Genomic DNA, 18,373 nt, shown 5'->3' with positions numbered 1-18,373 from the left:
ACCCCGCTCCTTAGGCTACCGAAGGTTTGGTGTCGGGCGCGATCAAGGGCACGGCTCTTAGCAACTCTTTACGATAACGATTCAAATCCTGAACCGACTTAAACGAACTGTCCATCAGCAAAGACATGTTATGCAAAATACGCGTACTCACCTTGCCTTCCCAGACTTTGTCAAAATGAATTTGATGATCGAGCCAACGCTCAAGCCAACCGGGCTCAGGCAACTTGGACTGCACCGTGTCATCAGGAAACATATCCTTATTCACGTGCAAATTGGTGGGGTGCAGCGCTTGAGGCGTGCGATGTGCCGAAGCCATCAACACACCAATTTTTGCAAAGGCCATCCGAGCCTGCGTCGCAATTTCGCTCCCACGCTGCGTCAAGGCGCGCTTCATATAGCGTAAATAGGCACCGGCGTGTCGAGCCTCATCTTGTGCGATCACGTTGTAGATCGCCTTGATCACAGGCTCTGTGTGCCAGTCCGCTGCGCGTCGATACCAATGATTCAGACGCACCTCACCACAAAAGTGCAGCATCAATGTCTCAAGAGGGGGCGCTGGATCGAACTCAAATCGAACGCGGTGCAGCTCCTCTTCGGTCGGGACAAGATCGGGCGCGAAGCGACGCAAATATTCAATCAGTACCAAAGAATGTTTTTGTTCTTCGAAAAACCAAACCGACATAAAGGCAGAAAAATCACTGTCGTCGCGGTTGTCGCGCAGGAACATTTCTGTAGCAGGCAGTGCCGCCCATTCTGTGATGGCATTCATCTTGATCGTTTGCGCCTGCTCATCAGTGAGCTTGCTCCGATCAAAATCGTGCCAAGGAATATCCGTGGCCATATTCCAGCGCACCGACTCCATGGACTTGAAAAGTTCTGTGTAAAGCATCATTTACTGCCTTAAAGATTCAGCTCAGATCGTTTTCACATAAAACAGTGATCTGTGGCTAAAGGTTCAACTAACAAATTCATTGAATGAGCGCCCAAAGCGCCACACCCAATGCCAGGGCGGCTACGCCCGTTAAAGCAACCAGCAAACGATTACCCTGCTCGCGCGCTTTGCGCGAGCGCTGTAACTCGGACAACACCGCGGACGAAACATCCGGACGCGTGAGTTGCGCATATAACAAACGTGGAAACTCTGGCAGCCACTGCGACCACTGCGTCGCTTCCTGCGTCAATTTCTTCTTAATTCCCTTGAACCCAACTCGCTCATGCATCCAACGCTCTAGGTAGGGTTTAGCCGTTTTCCACAAGTCTAACTGCGGATCAAGCTGACGTCCAAGTCCTTCGACATTGAGCAGGGTCTTTTGTAACAGGACCAATTGCGGTTGTATTTCAACATTAAACCGCCTTGATGTCTGGAAAAGACGTAATAACACTTGTCCAAGTGAGATTTCAGCCAACGGTCGATCAAAATAAGGTTCGCAGACCGCCCGCACGGCGCCTTCGAGTTCTTCTTCACGGGTCGTAGGCGGTACCCAGCCTGACTCGATGTGCAGCCGAGCCACTCTGCGATAGTCGCGCTGAAAAAAGGCTAGAAAGTTTTGCGCCAAGTAGTTTTTATCGAACTCGGATAACGACCCAACAATACCGAAATCTAATGCGATATAGCGGCCAAGCGTCTCGGGGCGATCCGACACATAGATGTTGCCAGGGTGCATGTCGGCATGAAAGAAACCGTCGTCAAAGACCTGAGTGAAAAAAATCTCCACGCCAGTTTGGGCGAGCTTGGGAATATCCACCCCAAGCAAACGCAACTTTTCTATCTGGCTGACAGGAACACCGTACATCCGCTCCATCGTAAACACATTCGTCGCGCAATAATCCCACATCACCTCGGGAACCCACAATAGATTCTGCCGAGGACCCTCGTTGGAGAAATTCCTGCGTAACTGACTGCAATTTGCGGCTTCTCTGAGGAGGTCCAACTCGTCGTGCAGATGCTTATCAAACTCGCCAACAACCTCGCGTGGTTTGAGTCGCCGGCCATCAGGCGCGAGCCGCTCGATGAGCCCTGCCAACACCCGCATCAAAGAGAGATCTTTATCGATCACCTCCAGCATACCGGGCCTAAGCACCTTGACCGCGACAGACCTACCATCGTGTAACACTGCAAAATGCACCTGGGCGATCGAGGCGGATGCGACCGGATCTTTATCAAACTGCGCAAATAACTTAGACGTCGGTGCGCCAAGCGCCGCCTCGATCATCGCCGCGGCCTCGTCAGACGGAAAAGGCGCGACGCGATCTTGTAACAGCGTGAGCTCATCCGCGACGTCCGGCGGGATCAAATCGCGCCGCGTCGACAATACCTGACCAAATTTGACGAAAATCGGCCCTAAGGACTCAAGCGCAAGACGCAGTCTAAGTCCCCGCGGCATCTTTGGCTGGGATCCGAGCCTCACTACCCACAGCAAGCGCACAGCGATAGGATGATCAATACCGGATAAAACCAATTCATCCAGTCGGTATCGCAAAGCAACGACGATGATCCGCGTCAAGCGCGGCAAGGACATCATGGTTTCGCCCCGACTGAACGCTCAATCTTTTCGATTTTGCTTTGTATGCGCAGCTGACGATGCTCGAGTCGTTCCAAGGATGCCAGCAACTGCGACTGCGTCGCGCGCTGCGTGAGCATTGCAGGCCGACCCACCAAGGCGTCCGTTTCCTCAGATAAATATTCAGCCACATTTTGTGTCAGACTCGAACCGAGGGTTTGAACGGCGCTCAGCGTCTGACGCAAGCCCTGCACGATGCGGCGCGCGGGCACATCACCTAGCCATTGAGCAAGTGCATCCTCTGGGTCGGGACGACACTCTCGGGCCAAATCAGACATCACTTGCGCCAATGCGGCCTGTCCCGAGACATGAACATATTCGGCGATATCCGGACGTCGCGCCTGATCAACAAAAGCAAAAGGACTAAGCTTTTCCAGCAAAATCTCTAGGGTGACGTCGGGCGTCACCGACTCCTGCTCATGAACCAGCTTGCCATCGGACTCGATCCGCCAGTTGAGCTGAAAGCCCGCCACAACGATCCGCACGGTTTTACCGGCGTGCTGAGCTAGGCGCTGCGCCGCCCAGACTTGCTGCTGAGTCAGCGTATTGAGCGCTAGAGCCATCGCCTGCGCTGGATGCACAGGTGCAAAACCGAAAAAAGTAGTGGAAATACGATTCACCTTAAAGTGACAAACCAAGCCTCTGGGACGCAGCGCCTCGCACTGTCGTAGCAAGTATTTTCGGCATAATCCACTATTTTAGCGGGTGTGGCGGTTCAGCCCAAACAAAACGCCCGCAAAGGCGGGCGTTTTGTTTGATTGACATCATGCAACTAGGGAATCAGCTCGCTTGGCTGACGGGTACCTGCTGAATACCCGCGAGCAACCAACCGCCTTGCTCAGGCTTGAACAGATTCCAGACCTCTTCAAAACGGAACGCCTCAGCGCCAGCTTGCTCTCTGAGCATGCCCGAGAAACGTACACTCGCCAGGTGGCCATCACTGACCTTTTCGATACCAAGCAGCTCGGCATTCAACAAAACCACTTCCGTGTGATTTTCCTCAATACGGTCGCTGAGTTGAGCTTGCAGCTCTTTCATCAGGTCGTCCGTCAGGAAAGTACGCATCTCTGCGATGTTGCCACTGTCCCAGACTTTTTGAATCGAAACGAACTGCTTTTTGGCTTCGCTCAAGAAACGTTGCGTATCAAAGTCGACAGGAATAAACCAATTTTGATCTGGTGCTGGTGCATCGGAACCAAAACCCGCTGCTGACATCGAACCCGTCGCGGTTGACGGCAAGGAGACGGGCGCCTGCGCCGCAGGCTCACTGGTCTCGCGCAACGTAGCATTATTATTTTGATTTGACGTTCCACCATTACCCGCGCCCGCACCCTCGGCAGCAGGCTGAGGGCCACGCATTCTGCGCATGATGAACATCACGCCAAACACGACCACACCGGCAATCAGCGCCAGCACCAAGAAGTCGGCGAAGGCGCCGCCCAAACCTAAGTGAGACATGAGCGCCGCGATTCCCAGACCGGCGGCAATGCCAGCCAAGGGGCCGAGCCAGCGGGAGGCGCCAGAGGCGGCTGCCGCTCCGGCAGCGCCGGCGGCAGGGGCTGCGGCGGCACTACGCTGTGTTGTGTTACTTGTCGCGGCAGCAGGCTGGGCAGCCTTTTGGCTCGTGACGTTCGAAGACTGACGACCGGAGTTGCTACCCTTGCCCGCACGAGCGGCTTCGGCATCGAAGGCTACGGCAGTAAGGGCCAGTCCGCTCACAGCCACCAACGCTGCAGCAAAGAAACGAATCAAAGGACGTGACATTGAGTGCTCCTAGGCGAATATCGCCTGTCAATAGAAATAGAAAACCCGTACACTAAAACTGAATATAAGCTGAATTTTACCTGAATCTGACTAAAAGCTGAACAAATATATGTATATAGAAACGGCAAGTGTCCAAAAGTTCATTCTTAGCGTTCAGCCCAGTTTGATCCCTTCGTGCAAGGCCGTCAGACCCGCCGATAAATTGAAATACTGCACCCTCGAGAGACCCGCGTGCTCGAGCATCCCCTTAAGCGTCTCTTGATCGGGATGCATGCGTATGGATTCGGCCAGATAACGATAACTATCCGCATCTCCCGCGACTTTGCTTCCCAACCACGGCAAGATATTAAAGGAATACCAATCATACGCGGGCGCAAGGGGTTTGGCGATGCGCGAAAACTCCAATACCAAGAGTTTGCCTCCGGGACGCAACACCCGGGTCATCTCAGATAACGCACGATCCTTGTGTGTCATGTTGCGTAATCCAAAAGCAACCGTAACACGATCGAAATAATTGTCTGGGAAAGGCAGATATTCCGCGTCGCACACCGCACAAGGCAAGACCACGCCATCATCGAGGAGCCGATCGCGTCCGACGCGCAGCATTGAGTCATTAATGTCGGTGAGCCAGACCTCACCCTGCGCACCGGCTTTTTGGGCAAATTCGCGCGCGAGATCACCTGTTCCGCCTGCGATGTCGAGCACCTTCATGCCTGGTCTGACAGCGGCCCGACCAATCGTAAAAGCCTTCCAAACTCGGTGCAGGCCAGCGGACATGAGGTCGTTCATCACATCGTAGCGTGAAGCAACCGAGTGAAAAACCTGAGCAACCTTGCCGGCCTTTTCGGACTCTTCGACGGTCTGAAAACCAAAGTGTGTCTTTTCTTGTGACATAGTCTTTCACTCAAATCAATGCAATGCCCAGTTTAATCTCTCAGACGTCATTTCAACGCTGAAAAAGGCATAAACTGAAGGTTCTTTGCCGTGAGGCTTCATACTGCATTCTGAACCACCCCTCTGCATGGCCTCGATCCATTACACCCTGCGCCCTCAAGGCGACCGTTGCCTAAGCATCGACTTTGGCGAATCCATCAGTTTAGAGACCGGCACACTCTGCCTCTGGGCGGCAGCCACGCTGGAACGCGCCAAACTCCAAGGCGTCACGGACATCGTCCCTTTGTATACGGCCGTCGCACTCTTTTACAAACCAGGCATCAAGATGGGCGGCACAGACTTCGCCACACTCTGCGCTCAAGTCGACGCGCAGCTCCAGGGCGAACTTGTCCAAGCCACAACCTCAGCGCGTCAAATGGAGATTCCCGTTTGCTACGGGGGCAAACATGGCCCCGACCTAAGCGATGTCGCTCAAAAAACGGGGCTCACCGAGCAGCAGGTCATCGCGCTGCACACGCAGCCTGGCAGCATGGTGTTTGGCCTTGGGTTTTCACCCGGCCATCCCTATATTGGCGTGCATGATGCACTCTTTGCCCTGCCTCGGCGAGATGTACCGCGTACCGCCGTACCCGCCGGCTCTGTTGCGATTGCCAACCGCCAATCCACGATTTACCCCACGCTTTTGCCGAGTGGTTGGCATATTCTTGGCGCCACCCCGCTCAAGCTTTTTGACTTACGACGACCTCAGCCCTCCTTGCTATTGCCGGGTGATCAAGTGCGCTTTTTCTCCATCAGCGAACAAGAGTACGACCGCCTCGCAGCCGCAATCGCTCAGGAGGCCACATGACCGTTCGCGTTCTCAAACCAGGCATGCTGTCGAGCTTTCAGGACGAGGGTCGCTTTGGCCATCAACCACTCGGCGTATCGGTTGTGGGTGCAATGGATCAACGCGCACACCGCCTTGCGAATACGCTCGTCGGCAATGCCGAGGATATTGCAAGCCTGGAAATTACCCTGACGGGACCCACGCTGCAATTTACGCAAGCGTGCTGTATCGCCTTATGTGGCGCAGATCTGAGCCCTCAGCTCAATGGCAAGCCAATCGCGATGAATCGTCCACTGGTATTGCGTGCGCAGGACGAACTGCATTTCGGCGCCAGACAACACGGTACGCGTGCGTATTTGGCCGTGCACGGTGGTTTCGACATCCCCAGCATCCTTGGCAGTCAAAGCACGTATCTTCGCAGTCAATTCGGAGGTTGGCATGGTCGCGCCCTTAAGCGTCACGACGAAATTCCCTTGCGGCGCCCCCTCAGGGAAGTTGGCCAAGATGGCGGAACGCTCGAAACCCTCGCGAAAGCCCTCTGGGATATCAGATTGTATTTGCCAAGCGTCATTGCGGACTCCACGCGCGCGCGCATTCGGCTCATCAAGAGTCAACAGTGGGAAGAGTTCACCCCCGCAAGTCGAGAGGCGCTCCTGAGTCAAACTTTTCGCATCAGTCCTGACTCGGAGCGGATGGGCTACCGACTGCAGGGTCCAGACATCCTCATGACCAAGCCTCGGCAAATGATCTCCGAAGCCACGACTTTTGGCACCATTCAAGTGCCGGCCGGTGGACAGCCGATCGTCCTGATGGCTGATCGCCAGACCACGGGAGGCTACCCAAAAATAGCCTATGTCGCGACCGTCGATTTACCGCTTCTCGCTCAGATGGGCCCTGGCGACAAGGTGCAGTTTGAACTAGTCACGCTCGAAACCGCACAAACACTGGACACAGCGCGAACCCGCGCATTCATGGACCTTGCGCAGGCACTCCGCCCCGTGCGAACATTATTGCTTCATCACTAAGGACCTCAATCATGGCACTACGTATTGATTTGAATTGCGATATGGGCGAAAGCTTTGGCGCCTGGAAAATGGGCAACGACGAGGAAATTTTGCCCTACGTTTCCTCGGCCAACATCGCCTGCGGGTTTCACGGTGGCGACCCGGCGACGATGCGCAAAACAGTCGCCTCGGCTCATAAACATGGCGTGGCGCTCGGCGCGCATCCAGGTCTGCCCGACTTGCAAGGTTTTGGTCGCCGCAATATGGCGATCACAGATCAAGAAGCCTACGACATGATGGTGGTTCAGATCGGCGCGCTAGCGGGGGTCGCTGCCTCGCAAGGCGCGCGCTTGCGTCATGTCAAAGCGCATGGTCAGCTCTACAACATGGCCGTCAAAAACGAAGGTCTCACGCGCGCACTTGCTCAAGCGACCTACGACGTCGACAAGGATCTGGTCTTTTTTGCCTTGGCGGGCAGCCAGATGATTCCTATTGCCGAGTCCATCGGCTTGCGCGTCGCCAGCGAAGTCTTTGGTGACCGTAACTACGCGCCTGACGGGACGCTGAGCCCACGAAACCAGCCCAACGCGATGATCACAGACGTGCAACAGTCGATCAAGCAAGTCCTGCAGATGGTCAAGACCAGCACCTTAACCGCCAATGACGGCACCATCGTCACGGTCCGTGCTGACACGCTTTGTATTCACGGCGATCAGCCAGGTGCGGTGACCTTTGCCAAAGCTATCCGCGAAGCACTGCGCGCCGAAGGCATCGAAGTTGGCGTGTAATGAAGTGAGGCTGTCCGTAGACAGCCTCTTTTAAACACCCTCTTCAGGCTGCGAACAAGCACATCCTGACATTAAACGAGGACGCGCTCAATCCCGCCGTCATTGGCTTTTTTGACATATTCCTCAAGCCAGTTGTCGCCCAAAATGTGCTTGGCCATTTCGACTACGATGTAGTCGGCTTTGGCGCCACTGTCCGCCTCAAAGCGTGACAGTCCTTGCAAGCAAGAAGGGCACGAGGTCAAGACCTTGATCTCGCCGTCAAAACCATCTTGACGCAAGGTCGCATCATTTTTGACAAGCTCCTCTTCCTTGCGGAAACGGATTTGCGTCGAAATGTCCGGACGCGTCACAGCTAAGGTCCCGGACTCACCGCAGCAACGATCCGTCTTGATCGCTGAGTCACCCACAAGCGAGCGCACGGTCTTCATCGGATCCTGCAGCTTCATCGGTGTGTGGCAGGGATCGTGATACATGTAACGCGTGCCTTGAACACCTTCGAGCTTAATGTCTTTTTCAAGCAAATATTCGTGAATATCAATCAAGCGACAGCCTGGGAAAATCTTTTCAAACTCGTAGCCTGCCAACTGGTCATAGCACGTGCCGCAACTCACCACGACGGTTTTAATATCAAGATAATTCAGCGTATTCGCCACGCGATGAAACAGCACGCGATTGTCCGTGATGATCTGCTCGGCCTTGTCGTTCATCCCGTTGGCGCGTTGCGGATAACCACAGCATAAATAGCCAGGAGGCAATACCGTTTGCACACCCGCATGCCACAACATCGCCTGCGTCGCTAAGCCAACCTGTGAAAACAACCGCTCAGAACCACAGCCCGGAAAATAAAATACCGCTTCCGTATCCGCAGGCGCCTGCGGAGGACGAATAATCGGTACGTAGTCCGCGTCTTCGATATCCAGCAACTTGCGCGCCGCCTGCTTGGGCAAACCCCCTGGCATTTTTTTATTGATAAAGTGCACCACCTGCTCGCGCAAGGGTGCCTTGCCAACAGTCGCAGGGGGCTTGGCGGTTTGCTTGCGCGCGAATTTGGACAACAAGTCGCTCGCCATGCGCTGAATCTTGTAACCCACACCCACTAGCGCGACGCGGGTCGCATTAATCGTTGCGGGATCCTTGGCATTCAAAAAGAACATCGCAGTCGAGGTGCCAGGATTAAAAGACTTACGACCCACGTTGCGCAACAGCGCGCGCATGTTCATGGAAACATCGCCAAAATCAATATCTACCGGGCACGGGTTGTAGCACTTGTGGCAAACCGTACAGTGGTCAGCCACATCCTCGAACTCTTCCCAATGCTTCAAACTAATGCCGCGTCGGGTTTGCTCTTCGTATAAAAAAGCCTCAATCAACAGCGAAGTCGCAAGAATCTTATTACGTGGCGAGTACAACAGATTCGCACGCGGCACATGGGTTGCGCATACAGGCTTGCACTTGCCACAGCGTAAACAGTCTTTGATGGAGTTGCTAATCGCGCCGATCTCGCTGCGCTGCATGATGAGCGACTCATGGCCCATCAGACCAAAACTCGGCGTCCAAGCATTGCGCAAGTCAGCGCCTGGCATCAGTTTGCCGGCATTGAAATGGTCGTTCGGGTCGATACGACGCTTGTAGTCCTGAAAGGGCAATAACTCCGCTTCGGTCAGAAACTCATACTTGGTCAAACCAATGCCGTGTTCGCCAGAAATCACACCATTGAGATCGCGCGCGATCTGCATGATACGCACAACGGCCTCATTGGCCTCGCGCAGCATTTCATAGTCATCAGAGTTCACCGGTATATTGGTGTGCACATTGCCGTCGCCCGCATGCATATGCAAGGCGACGAACACGCGACTTTTAAGTACGCGATCATGAATGGCCTGCATTTCGGTCATGATGGGTGCAAAATCTGTGCCACCAAACACGCCGGCTAAATCGCAGAGCACCTCGGCTTTCCAAGAGATGCGCAAGGTACGGTCCTGCACGACATCGAATAGACGCGCCTCGGGTTGCAAAGCCAATCGCTGCGCGAGAGCCGGCTCTAGGACATTGAGGCCATGCGCCGACAAGCCAGCCATCGCCTCCGAGAGCGGCACATCTAAATGCTCAAGCACCCACTGCCAGCGCGCGCGCACCCGCATCACACTTTCAATCGCGCTACGACGACGCTCATCGAGCGACTCTTCGAGCAAGCCACCTTCTTCGCTGCCACGATCGAGTTTTGCAATCGGCAGTTCGCCCTCGAGCGCGCGCTGCAATGCATCCAGTAATTTGAGCTTGTTATGCGTCGACAGTTCGATATTGATTCGTTCGATGTGATCGGTGTACTCGCCCATGCGCTCGAGCGGGATCACGACATCTTCGTTAATTTTAAAAGCATTGGTATGGCGTGCGATCGCGGCCGTGCGCGAACGATCCAGCCAGAATTTTTTACGCGCGTCCGCACTCACTGCGACGAAACCTTCTCCGTGGCGCGTATTGGCCAAGCGCACCACTTCACTCGTCGCATGGGCGACCGCCGCATCATCATCACCGACGATATCGCCAATCAGCACCATTTTGGGCAACACACCGCGCTTGCTTTTTGTAGCGTACCCCACTGCGCGCAAATAGCGCTCATCGAGATGCTCAAGACCCGCCAGCAACGCGCCGCGGGCGCGCCCCTGAACGTCCAGATAGTTTTTAATTTCAACAATGGAGGGGATCGCATCGCGGGCCTGCCCAAAAAACTCCAGGCAGACCGTGCGGGTGTGACTCGGCATGCGATGCAGCACCCAGCGGGCCGCCGTGATCAAACCGTCGCAACCTTCTTTTTGTACACCAGGCAAACCAGAGAGAAATTTGTCTGTGACATCCTTGCCCAGACCGACTTTACGAAACCGCGCACCGTCAATCTCTAAAATTTCAGTACGCAAAACGCGTGCGCCAGCGGCCTCGGTGCCATCTGACCACTGAAGCTCAAACCGAACCCGGCCGGCTTCATGGATTTTGCCAAGGTTGTGCTCTAGGCGAGTAACGTCAAGCCAATTGCCTTGGGGATCGACCATCCTCCACCATGCCAGATTGTCCAGCGCGGTCCCCCACAACACCGCTTTTTTCCCGCCGGCATTCATCGCGACGTTACCACCGACGCACGAGGCATCGGCCGAGGTCGGATCCACCGCAAACACAAAGCCTGCGGCCTCGGCTGCCTCAGAGACGCGTTTGGTGACAACGCCCGCTCCAGACCGCACTGTCGCGACCTGTGTGGCGACACCAGGCAACGGACCCACTTCTACGGCACCGAGCGTATCAAGTTTTTCCGTATTGATCACTGCGGATCGCCAGGTCAACGGGATCGCACCGCCGGTATAGCCCGTCCCACCGCCTCGAGGCACAATCGTCAGACCGAGTTCGATACAACCGCGCACCAAAGCCGCGATCTCTTGCTCATCATCCGGCGTCAATACGACGAAAGGGTACTCGACGCGCCAGTCGGTTGCATCCGTAACGTGCGAGACACGAGACAAACCGTCAAATTTGATGTTGTCTTTGGCCGTGATCTTGCCCAGCACCTTTTGCACCTGACGACGCAAACGCGCGGTGCGCTCGAACTCTTCTTCGAATGCGCGTACGGCAGCGCGAGCACGCTCGAGCAAGCTCGCGACTTTTTCATCGCGGCTCGCATCATCCGATATCCGTCGATGATCAATTTCGGTCAGTCTGTGCTCAAGCGCCTCGATCAACAGCTTACGGCGCTTGGGGTTGTCAAGCAGATCATCCAGCAAATAAGGATTGCGACGTACCACCCAGATATCGCCCAGCACCTCGTAAAGCATCCGCGCGGAACGGCCCGTCTTGCGTTCGCCACGCAAATCGGACAGCAACGCCCAGGCATCATCGCCTAGCAAGCGACACACGACTTCTCGGTCAGAGAAAGAGGTGTAGTTGTAGGGGATTTCACGTAAACGAGCCTGCGCATCTTGAGCGGGCTCGGCATTCAGTAAATGGCTTGGAAACGGTGCGTTCATAGGTCTAGGCTCGTTTAAGGACCTTCAAATAAACATTTTAAGACATCCTATTAGGGCGCACCCAATACCCTTAAAACAATATGGTTGCGCACCGCTTAAGTAGGGGTAAAGACCCATCGAAACGCCCAAGCCAAGACCAGATAGCGTCCAAATTTGCCTAGTGCGACATAAACCACGCAAGGCCAAAATGGTAGTCTTAACCAACCAGCCACCGCGCAGAGAGGGTCCCCCACAACAGGCAGCCAAGCCAACAAGAGCACTGGGGCACCATAGCGGTGCACCCATTTTTCAGCGCGGACACGTCCAGGGGTGATGACAGGAACGGGTTCAAGAGCGTGCGAACGCGTAGGTCCAGAGCTTGCCGCGCTCAAGCGCTTTTTCTGCCGCCAACGACCAAAGATGCCATGCGCCCCGGCACCCATGGCGTAGCTGACGAGCGACCCTAGGGTGTTACCAATTGTCGCCACCAAGATCGCCGGCCAAAACATCTCTGGAAACGCCGCCAAGTACCCCAGCAACACAGGTTCAGAACCAAGCGGCAAGATCGTTGCCGCCAACAAGCTCACGGCAAAAACCGCCGGCAAACCCACTCCTGGCATCGCCAGCCAGGTCAAAAAGTCTTGTATGAGCGCGCCCAAAGCAAACTCCAGTGACTACAGGTCAAGTAAAAAGTCCCCGTGGGATAATGTCGAATCAGTACGCAGTCTACTTAGGAACATCATGACCACGGATTATCTCAGACGTATCCTTACTTCAAAAGTGTATGACGTTGCGGTCGAAACACCGTTGGAGTTCGCCCCTCAGCTTTCTCAGCGTATCGGCAACACCGTTTTGCTCAAACGCGAGGACACGCAGTCCGTCTTTAGTTTCAAGCTGCGGGGTGCCTACAACAAAATGGCGCACTTGCCCAAGGCCGTTATCGCGCGCGGCGTGATCGCCGCCTCCGCGGGCAACCACGCTCAAGGCGTCGCATTGTCCGCCAAGCGTCTTGGCTGCAGGGCTGTGATCGTCATGCCCACGACCACGCCGGGCGTCAAAACCGACGCCGTCCGCGCGCTTGGCGCCGAGGTCGTACTTTATGGCGACAGTTTTAGCGACGCGTATGGACATGCACTGACCCTAGAAAAAAAACAACAGTTGACCTTTGTGCATCCCTTTGATGACCCGGATGTCATCGCAGGCCAAGGCACGATTGGAATGGAAATTTTGCGCCAACACGCCGAGCCTATCGAAGCGATTTTCGTGGCGATCGGCGGGGGTGGCCTGATCAGCGGGATCGCCGCCTATGTGAAACAAGTTCGTCCTGAGATCAAAATCATCGGCGTACAAACCTTCGATTCGGACGCCATGGTGCGCAGCGTGCGTGCCGGTCGACGCATCACCTTGACCGATGTCGGGCTGTTCTCTGATGGCACCGCCGTTAAACAAGTCGGCGTTGAAACCTTTAGGCTGACTCGCGAACTGGTGGACGACTACGTCCTCGTCGACACGGACGCCATCTGCGCTGCAATCAAGGACGTCTTTCAAGATACCCGCAGCGTCTTGGAGCCCGCGGGTGCACTCGCCCTCGCAGGCGCCAAACAATACGCCGCTGAGCACAAACTCAAGGGAAAAACGCTTGTCGCGATTGCCTGCGGGGCCAACATGAATTTCGACCGTTTGCGCTTTGTTGCGGAACGTGCGGAGGTTGGTGAGGCGCGCGAAGCCATTTTTGCTGTGACGCTCCCTGAGCAAAGAGGGAGTTTCAGAGCTTTTTGCGAGCTTGTCGGCAACCGTAATGTCACCGAGTTCAATTACCGCATTTCAGATGCAACCTCGGCCTATGTCTTTGTCGGCATCCAAGTCTCTTCTTTGGGCGAGCCCAACAAAATCGCGAACAACTTCCGCAAGCACGGCTTTGATACGCTGGATCTGACCCACGATGAAATGGCAAAGACCCATTTACGGCACATGGTGGGGGGGCGCTCCAGCCTTGCAGGCAATGAGTTGCTCTATCGTTTCGAATTCCCCGAGCGGCCCGGTGCCTTGATGCGTTTTTTGAACTCCATGAAACCCGAATGGAACATCAGTCTGTTCCATTACCGCAATCAGGGCGCCGACTACGGTCAGATCCTGATTGGCATCCAAGTCCCCACAGGTAGCAAAAAAGCCTTCAAAGCCTTCCTCGAAGAGGTTGGCTACCCGCACTGGAACGAATCTGACAACCCCGCTTATAAATTATTTTTGTAAGGATCGCTCATAAGAATCGCTCAGATATAACGGCAACTCAGTCACCACTAAACTGACAGACGCTAAAAAAAGGTGTGTCTGTTTTAGCGATTTTGCTGGAACCGCCAAGATCGGGCAGATCTACGACCGCTGCGGCCTCGACGACATTGCCGCCAAGCAACTGCAACAACTTGATGGCAGCCAGCATGGTGCCACCCGTGGCGACCAAGTCATCTACCAACAATACCCGCTGTCCTGGTTTGACTGCATCTTGGTGTACCTCGACCGTCGCGTCGGCGTACTCAAGGCTATAGGACTGCGCCACGGTTTTGTGCGGCAGCTTTCCCTGTTTACGCACCGGTACAAAACCAACGCCTAAGGCATAGGCTAGCGCGCTACCAAAAATAAACCCCCGGGCATCGATGCCAACGACCACATCGATGCGTTGACGCATATGGCGATAGACAAAAATATCGATCAACACACGAAATGCTCTTGGGTCTTGCAAAAGCGGCGTAATGTCCCGAAACATCACGCCCGGTTTGGGCCAATCTGGAATCGTCCGAATCAACCCTCGTACGACTTCTATTGAGTCCTGATAGGGGGCAATGATGGGCATGATCATTAAGTAGCGCTCCGCATGGGGTAAGCCGTAGATTAGAAGAAGTAGTTTAAGCGGCTTTCACACGTATGGCACCAGAAACACGCAGGGCCTTAGCGCGCGCCAGATCCACAGACGCGCCTGTCGCCAGCGCGACCCCCATGCGCCGCTTAATAAAGGACTCCGGCTTGCCGAACAAACGCAGATCGGTCCCAGGCTCGGCCAACGCTTCGGTAACCCCTTCGTAACGAACCGCTTTAGCTTCGATTCCGCCATAAATCACACTACTCGCTGCAGGCCCGCGCAAGGAGGTGTCCACTGGCAAGCCTAACAAGGCGCGGGCATGCAATTCAAACTCACTCTGGCCCTGCGACACCAGGGTCACTAAGCCCGTATCGTGAGGTCGCGGGCTCACCTCGGAGAACCAAACCTCGTCACCCGAGACGAACAACTCCACGCCGAACAAGCCTTGTCCGCCCAAATTGTCTGTCACCACGCGGGCGATTTGTTGCGCACGCTCAAGCGCCCGAGGCGACATCGGCTGAGGCTGCCAACTTTCTACATAATCACCGCCGACCTGCAGATGGCCGATCGGTTCGCAAAAATGAGTCTCGACCTGTCCGTTCGGACCTCGAGCGCGAACGGTCAGCAGCGTAATCTCGTATTCAAAATCGATAAATCCCTCGACAATTATGCGGCTGCCCTCGACCCGGGCCCCTTCTTTGGCGACATTCCAGGCGGACCCAATATCTTCTGGGCCGCGCAAGACGGACTGCCCCTTGCCAGACGAAGACATGACAGGCTTGACCAGACAAGGAAAACCGACTGCGGCGGTTGCCTGGGCCAAAGAAGCTAAGGAATCCGCAAAACGATAGGGCGAAGTCGGCAATCCGAGCGTTTCGGCGGCGAGTCGACGAATGCCTTCGCGATTCATGGTGAGTTGCGCCGCCCGGGCTGTGGGCGTGACACGAACCACACCGGCAGCCTCGAGCTCGACCAACAAATCCGTGGCAATCGCCTCGATTTCGGGCACGATCAAGTGGGGCTGCTCTTTTTCAATCACCGCGCGCAAGGCGACTTTATCTGTCATCGCCACCACGTAGGCTCTGTGCGCGACCTGTTGTCCGGGAGCATCGGCATAACGGTCGACCGCGATGACCTCAACCCCTAGACGTTGGAGGGCCAGAATGACCTCTTTACCCAGCTCGCCGGCACCCAACAGCATCACCTTGAGCGCTGCGCCCGACAAAGGGGTACCAAAAACAGCCGCGTAAGGCGCGAGAGCCGCCGCAGGAGACCCCGCAGTTGCAACAGATGAAATATTCATGGGCGTTGTCATGGAAAATCCAGGGGAGGAAACACAGAGGCGTCAGATTGCCACAGCGCGTACCCCGACGCAACCACACCCAAAACCCGCATGTCAGACCTGAAACGATTAAACTTAGGATATGTCCTCTAAGCACTCACCTAAAACCACGCCGTGCCATATGCGCGATGACCCGACCGACTTTGACAGCCCTCACGCAGCGGCGCTGGCATCGGCTGAGCGCACCCTCACGCTCGAGGCTCAGGCCATTATTGAGCTTAAAAACCGCCTCGACGAGGGCTTCGCTCAAGCCGTCGCACTGATCTTGGGCTGCTCCGGAAGGGTGGTCGTTTGCGGTTTGGGCAAAACAGGTCATATCGCCCGCAAAATCGCGGCGACCTTCGCCTCCACCGGGACACCGGCTTTTTTCTTGCACGCTGCCGAGGCCATCCATGGCGACATTGGCATGTTGGGCGGGCAAGACCTCCTCATCGCTCTGTCTTATTCCGGTAACGGTCAAGAATTACTCACCATTCTGCCCGTGGCGCACCGCTTAGGCGTCAAGGTCATCGCTATCACAGGCAACGCGCAATCCGAGCTCGCGAAACTTGCCGAGGTCCACCTCGATATCAGCGTGGCGCAAGAAGCCTGCCCACTGAATCTCGCCCCAACAGCAAGCACCACCACCGCACTCGCTTTAGGTGATGCGCTTGCAGTGGCCTGCCTTGAAGCGCGCGGTTTTGGTCATGAGGATTTTGCCCGATCGCACCCCGGAGGCGCGCTCGGCAGACGCCTATTGCTGCGTGTTTCGGATGTCATGCGCTGTGGCGACGCCGTACCCACCGTTGCGGCCGACGCCACAGTATTTCAAGCGTTAGAAGAAATCTCTCGAAAGGGTATGGGCATGACCGCTGTGCTCGATGCCAATGGTTGTGCCATCGGTATCTTTACTGATGGTGATCTGCGTCGCCTGATCGAGAGGAAGGGTGACGTCCGCAATGTGCTTGTCACAGAAGGTATGTCACGCAATCCGCGACATATCGCTGCCGAGGCTTTAGCCGTCGATGCCGCCACCCTGATGGACCGCCACCGCCTCAACCAAATGCTGGTCGCTGAGGCGAATGACAAACTCGTAGGCGCCCTGCATATGCATGACCTGATGGCCGCCAAGGTTGTTTGAGATAACGTCCATGAATAAACCCCATTTCATTCCCCATCCTGCCGAAGCACTGGTGCTGGCCCGTATCCCCGCCACCCTGCGAGAGCGCCTCGGACAAATCAAACTGATGGTGTTCGATGTCGATGGCGTGCTGACCGACGGTAGCCTTTGGTACGGTGAACAAGGCGAAATGTTCAAACGCTTTAATGCACTCGACGGTCATGGTTTAAAGATGCTCACGACCAGCGGAATCAAAGTCGCACTGGTGACTGGTCGCGAGGGGCCGATCGTCGATCGCAGAGCCGCTGAACTGGGACTCGGGGACGTCCTGCAAAACGTCCGCGACAAAGGCGCCGCGTTAAATGAACTTGTGGCACGACACCGCCTGACGCTCGAAGAGTCTGGCTTTATGGGTGATGATCTGATCGATTTGCCCGCTATGCAGCGCGCCGGTTTTGCCGCAAGCGTACCGGACGCACCTGCCTATGTCACCCAGGCCGCCCACTGGACCGCGACCAAAGCAGGCGGAAAAGGTGCTGTGCGTGAATGTTGCGACTTAATCTTGGCCTCTCAAGGTCGACTCGGACACTTTTTTCAACCGGGTCGCCTCGGCCCCGGTTCCATTCAATGACCGCGGCCCCATGAAAGAACGCGCCTCCATCGTCGTCTCGATTTTCATCCTCACTTTGTTGGTGATGGGGACGTGGTGGGCGGCCGACTACTCTCAGCGTGCTGTTCAGATTGATCCCCCGAGCCGGCTGACCCACGAGCGCGACACTTGGGCAAAAAAAATCGTGCTGATTCGGACCAGTGACAAGGGGATTGTGATTCATCGCCTCGAGGGCGATCTGATGGAACACTTTCCTGACGACAAATCCTACGAGCTTCAGGCACCGCGTGCTTATACCCTCAAAGAAGAAAATCCGCTGACTGTCGCCACCGCCAAAGTCGCATTTATTTACGATGAAGGCGACCGGATTATCTTGCGCGGAGACGCTGTGCTGCTGCGCCTAGGCGATGCCGAACGACAGCCACTCAATTTTCGCAGCGAAGAGATCATTCTGTTAGTGAATAAAGATCTCGCCTACACAGACATGCCCGCCATCGCGATAAGTGGTCGCTCCAAAATGTCGGGTGTAGGGATGCGTTTTAACAATGCCACGCAACAATTGGACGTATTCAAATCAACAGATGTCGACATCGCCCCCAAAGACCAGCGCGAGGGCGCCAAGCCTCCTGCATAAAGAGCCAA

Annotated in this window: 16 protein-coding genes; 7 read left to right on the top strand and 9 right to left on the bottom strand. The window is 55.5% G+C overall.

Annotated features, from left to right (window positions below; all coding sequences use genetic code 11):
- Positions 1–10: 10 nt before the first annotated feature.
- The 5 genes from AC8GE9_RS13165 to ubiE all read right to left on the bottom strand — a co-directional run bounded on the left by AC8GE9_RS13165 (position 11) and on the right by ubiE (position 5,219).
- Entirely contained in the window at positions 11–889 is an 879-nt protein-coding gene (locus AC8GE9_RS13165) for a ferritin family protein (RefSeq protein ID WP_506677815.1), read from the bottom strand.
- A gap of 79 nt (positions 890–968) precedes the next feature.
- On the bottom strand, positions 969–2,522 hold the full coding sequence (gene ubiB, locus AC8GE9_RS13160; RefSeq protein ID WP_506677594.1) for a ubiquinone biosynthesis regulatory protein kinase UbiB: 1,554 nt from the start codon (positions 2,520–2,522) through the stop codon (positions 969–971).
- Positions 2,519–3,181 carry a ubiquinone biosynthesis accessory factor UbiJ gene (locus tag AC8GE9_RS13155; RefSeq protein WP_506677593.1) on the bottom strand — a complete coding sequence of 221 codons (663 nt, stop codon included), beginning with the start codon at positions 3,179–3,181 and terminating at the stop codon, positions 2,519–2,521. The genes ubiB and AC8GE9_RS13155 overlap by 4 nt, the downstream gene beginning before the upstream one ends.
- Before the next feature lie 160 nt (positions 3,182–3,341).
- A complete protein-coding gene (locus tag AC8GE9_RS13150; RefSeq protein WP_506677592.1) occupies positions 3,342–4,325 on the bottom strand; it encodes a Tim44 domain-containing protein in 984 nt (327 codons plus the stop codon).
- 153 nt (positions 4,326–4,478) lie between these two features.
- Positions 4,479–5,219 (bottom strand): bifunctional demethylmenaquinone methyltransferase/2-methoxy-6-polyprenyl-1,4-benzoquinol methylase UbiE, encoded by a 741-nt coding sequence (gene ubiE, locus AC8GE9_RS13145; protein WP_506677591.1) that lies wholly within the window; start codon positions 5,217–5,219, stop codon positions 4,479–4,481.
- A gap of 127 nt (positions 5,220–5,346) precedes the next feature.
- On the opposite strand from ubiE, the gene pxpB reads away from it, so the two are divergent.
- From pxpB to AC8GE9_RS13130, 3 genes are read left to right on the top strand one after another with little or no spacing between them, the layout of a single operon-like run.
- Positions 5,347–6,066 carry a 5-oxoprolinase subunit PxpB gene (gene pxpB / locus AC8GE9_RS13140; RefSeq protein ID WP_506677590.1) on the top strand — a complete coding sequence of 240 codons (720 nt, stop codon included), beginning with the start codon at positions 5,347–5,349 and terminating at the stop codon, positions 6,064–6,066.
- Positions 6,063–7,070 (top strand): 5-oxoprolinase subunit C family protein, encoded by a 1,008-nt coding sequence (locus AC8GE9_RS13135; protein WP_506677589.1) that lies wholly within the window; start codon positions 6,063–6,065, stop codon positions 7,068–7,070. The genes pxpB and AC8GE9_RS13135 overlap by 4 nt, the downstream gene beginning before the upstream one ends.
- 11 nt (positions 7,071–7,081) lie before the next feature.
- Positions 7,082–7,837 (top strand): LamB/YcsF family protein, encoded by a 756-nt coding sequence (locus AC8GE9_RS13130; protein WP_506677588.1) that lies wholly within the window; start codon positions 7,082–7,084, stop codon positions 7,835–7,837.
- A 71-nt stretch (positions 7,838–7,908) separates the two neighbouring features.
- On the opposite strand, the gene AC8GE9_RS13125 is transcribed toward AC8GE9_RS13130, so the two are convergent.
- Both AC8GE9_RS13125 and AC8GE9_RS13120 read right to left on the bottom strand, forming a co-directional pair.
- Positions 7,909–11,847, bottom strand: coding sequence for a DUF3683 domain-containing protein (locus tag AC8GE9_RS13125; protein ID WP_506677587.1), 3,939 nt, complete (start codon positions 11,845–11,847; stop codon positions 7,909–7,911).
- 95 nt (positions 11,848–11,942) lie between these two features.
- The gene (locus AC8GE9_RS13120; RefSeq protein WP_506677814.1) at positions 11,943–12,497 is read right to left on the bottom strand and encodes a YqaA family protein; all 555 of its coding nucleotides are present in this window, start codon (positions 12,495–12,497) and stop codon (positions 11,943–11,945) included.
- 70 nt (positions 12,498–12,567) lie between these two features.
- On the opposite strand from AC8GE9_RS13120, the gene ilvA reads away from it, so the two are divergent.
- A complete protein-coding gene (gene ilvA, locus AC8GE9_RS13115) occupies positions 12,568–14,076 on the top strand; it encodes a threonine ammonia-lyase, biosynthetic (RefSeq protein ID WP_506677586.1) in 1,509 nt (502 codons plus the stop codon).
- Between the two features lie 37 nt (positions 14,077–14,113).
- Here the strand turns inward: ilvA and AC8GE9_RS13110 are convergent, their stop codons facing one another.
- The gene (locus AC8GE9_RS13110; RefSeq protein WP_506677585.1) at positions 14,114–14,680 is read right to left on the bottom strand and encodes an adenine phosphoribosyltransferase; all 567 of its coding nucleotides are present in this window, start codon (positions 14,678–14,680) and stop codon (positions 14,114–14,116) included.
- Between the two features lie 46 nt (positions 14,681–14,726).
- A complete protein-coding gene (gene purT, locus AC8GE9_RS13105) occupies positions 14,727–15,983 on the bottom strand; it encodes a formate-dependent phosphoribosylglycinamide formyltransferase (RefSeq protein WP_506677813.1) in 1,257 nt (418 codons plus the stop codon).
- 160 nt (positions 15,984–16,143) lie between these two features.
- Here purT and AC8GE9_RS13100 point away from each other — a divergent pair, with 160 nt between their 5' ends.
- From AC8GE9_RS13100 to lptC, 3 genes are read left to right on the top strand one after another with little or no spacing between them, the layout of a single operon-like run.
- Positions 16,144–17,142, top strand: coding sequence for a KpsF/GutQ family sugar-phosphate isomerase (locus tag AC8GE9_RS13100; RefSeq protein WP_506677584.1), 999 nt, complete (start codon positions 16,144–16,146; stop codon positions 17,140–17,142).
- A gap of 10 nt (positions 17,143–17,152) precedes the next feature.
- The gene (locus tag AC8GE9_RS13095) at positions 17,153–17,752 is read left to right on the top strand and encodes a KdsC family phosphatase (RefSeq protein ID WP_506677583.1); all 600 of its coding nucleotides are present in this window, start codon (positions 17,153–17,155) and stop codon (positions 17,750–17,752) included.
- Between the two features lie 10 nt (positions 17,753–17,762).
- Positions 17,763–18,365 (top strand): LPS export ABC transporter periplasmic protein LptC, encoded by a 603-nt coding sequence (lptC, locus tag AC8GE9_RS13090; RefSeq protein ID WP_506677582.1) that lies wholly within the window; start codon positions 17,763–17,765, stop codon positions 18,363–18,365.
- Positions 18,366–18,373 lie beyond the last annotated feature (8 nt).

The organism is Zwartia lucis, assembly GCF_965234455.1.
GTDB classification, from domain to species: Bacteria; Pseudomonadota; Gammaproteobacteria; order Burkholderiales; family Burkholderiaceae_B; genus Zwartia; species Zwartia lucis.
This window is presented reverse-complemented; position numbering and strand designations above follow the sequence as displayed.

What these genes read in the sequence shown, in the direction of transcription:
- AC8GE9_RS13165 (WP_506677815.1), bottom strand. Translation starts at nt 889, where the DNA reads ATGCTTTACACAGAACTTTTCAAGTCCATGGAGTCGGTGCGCTGGAAT.
- ubiB (WP_506677594.1), bottom strand. Translation starts at nt 2,522, where the DNA reads ATGATGTCCTTGCCGCGCTTGACGCGGATCATCGTCGTTGCTTTGCGA.
- AC8GE9_RS13150 (WP_506677592.1), bottom strand. Translation starts at nt 4,325, where the DNA reads ATGTCACGTCCTTTGATTCGTTTCTTTGCTGCAGCGTTGGTGGCTGTG.
- ubiE (WP_506677591.1), bottom strand. Translation starts at nt 5,219, where the DNA reads ATGTCACAAGAAAAGACACACTTTGGTTTTCAGACCGTCGAAGAGTCC.
- pxpB (WP_506677590.1), top strand. Translation starts at nt 5,347, where the DNA reads ATGGCCTCGATCCATTACACCCTGCGCCCTCAAGGCGACCGTTGCCTA.
- AC8GE9_RS13135 (WP_506677589.1), top strand. Translation starts at nt 6,063, where the DNA reads ATGACCGTTCGCGTTCTCAAACCAGGCATGCTGTCGAGCTTTCAGGAC.
- AC8GE9_RS13130 (WP_506677588.1), top strand. Translation starts at nt 7,082, where the DNA reads ATGGCACTACGTATTGATTTGAATTGCGATATGGGCGAAAGCTTTGGC.
- AC8GE9_RS13125 (WP_506677587.1), bottom strand. Translation starts at nt 11,847, where the DNA reads ATGAACGCACCGTTTCCAAGCCATTTACTGAATGCCGAGCCCGCTCAA.
- ilvA (WP_506677586.1), top strand. Translation starts at nt 12,568, where the DNA reads ATGACCACGGATTATCTCAGACGTATCCTTACTTCAAAAGTGTATGAC.
- AC8GE9_RS13110 (WP_506677585.1), bottom strand. Translation starts at nt 14,680, where the DNA reads ATGATCATGCCCATCATTGCCCCCTATCAGGACTCAATAGAAGTCGTA.
- purT (WP_506677813.1), bottom strand. Translation starts at nt 15,983, where the DNA reads ATGAATATTTCATCTGTTGCAACTGCGGGGTCTCCTGCGGCGGCTCTC.
- AC8GE9_RS13100 (WP_506677584.1), top strand. Translation starts at nt 16,144, where the DNA reads ATGCGCGATGACCCGACCGACTTTGACAGCCCTCACGCAGCGGCGCTG.
- AC8GE9_RS13095 (WP_506677583.1), top strand. Translation starts at nt 17,153, where the DNA reads ATGAATAAACCCCATTTCATTCCCCATCCTGCCGAAGCACTGGTGCTG.
- lptC (WP_506677582.1), top strand. Translation starts at nt 17,763, where the DNA reads ATGAAAGAACGCGCCTCCATCGTCGTCTCGATTTTCATCCTCACTTTG.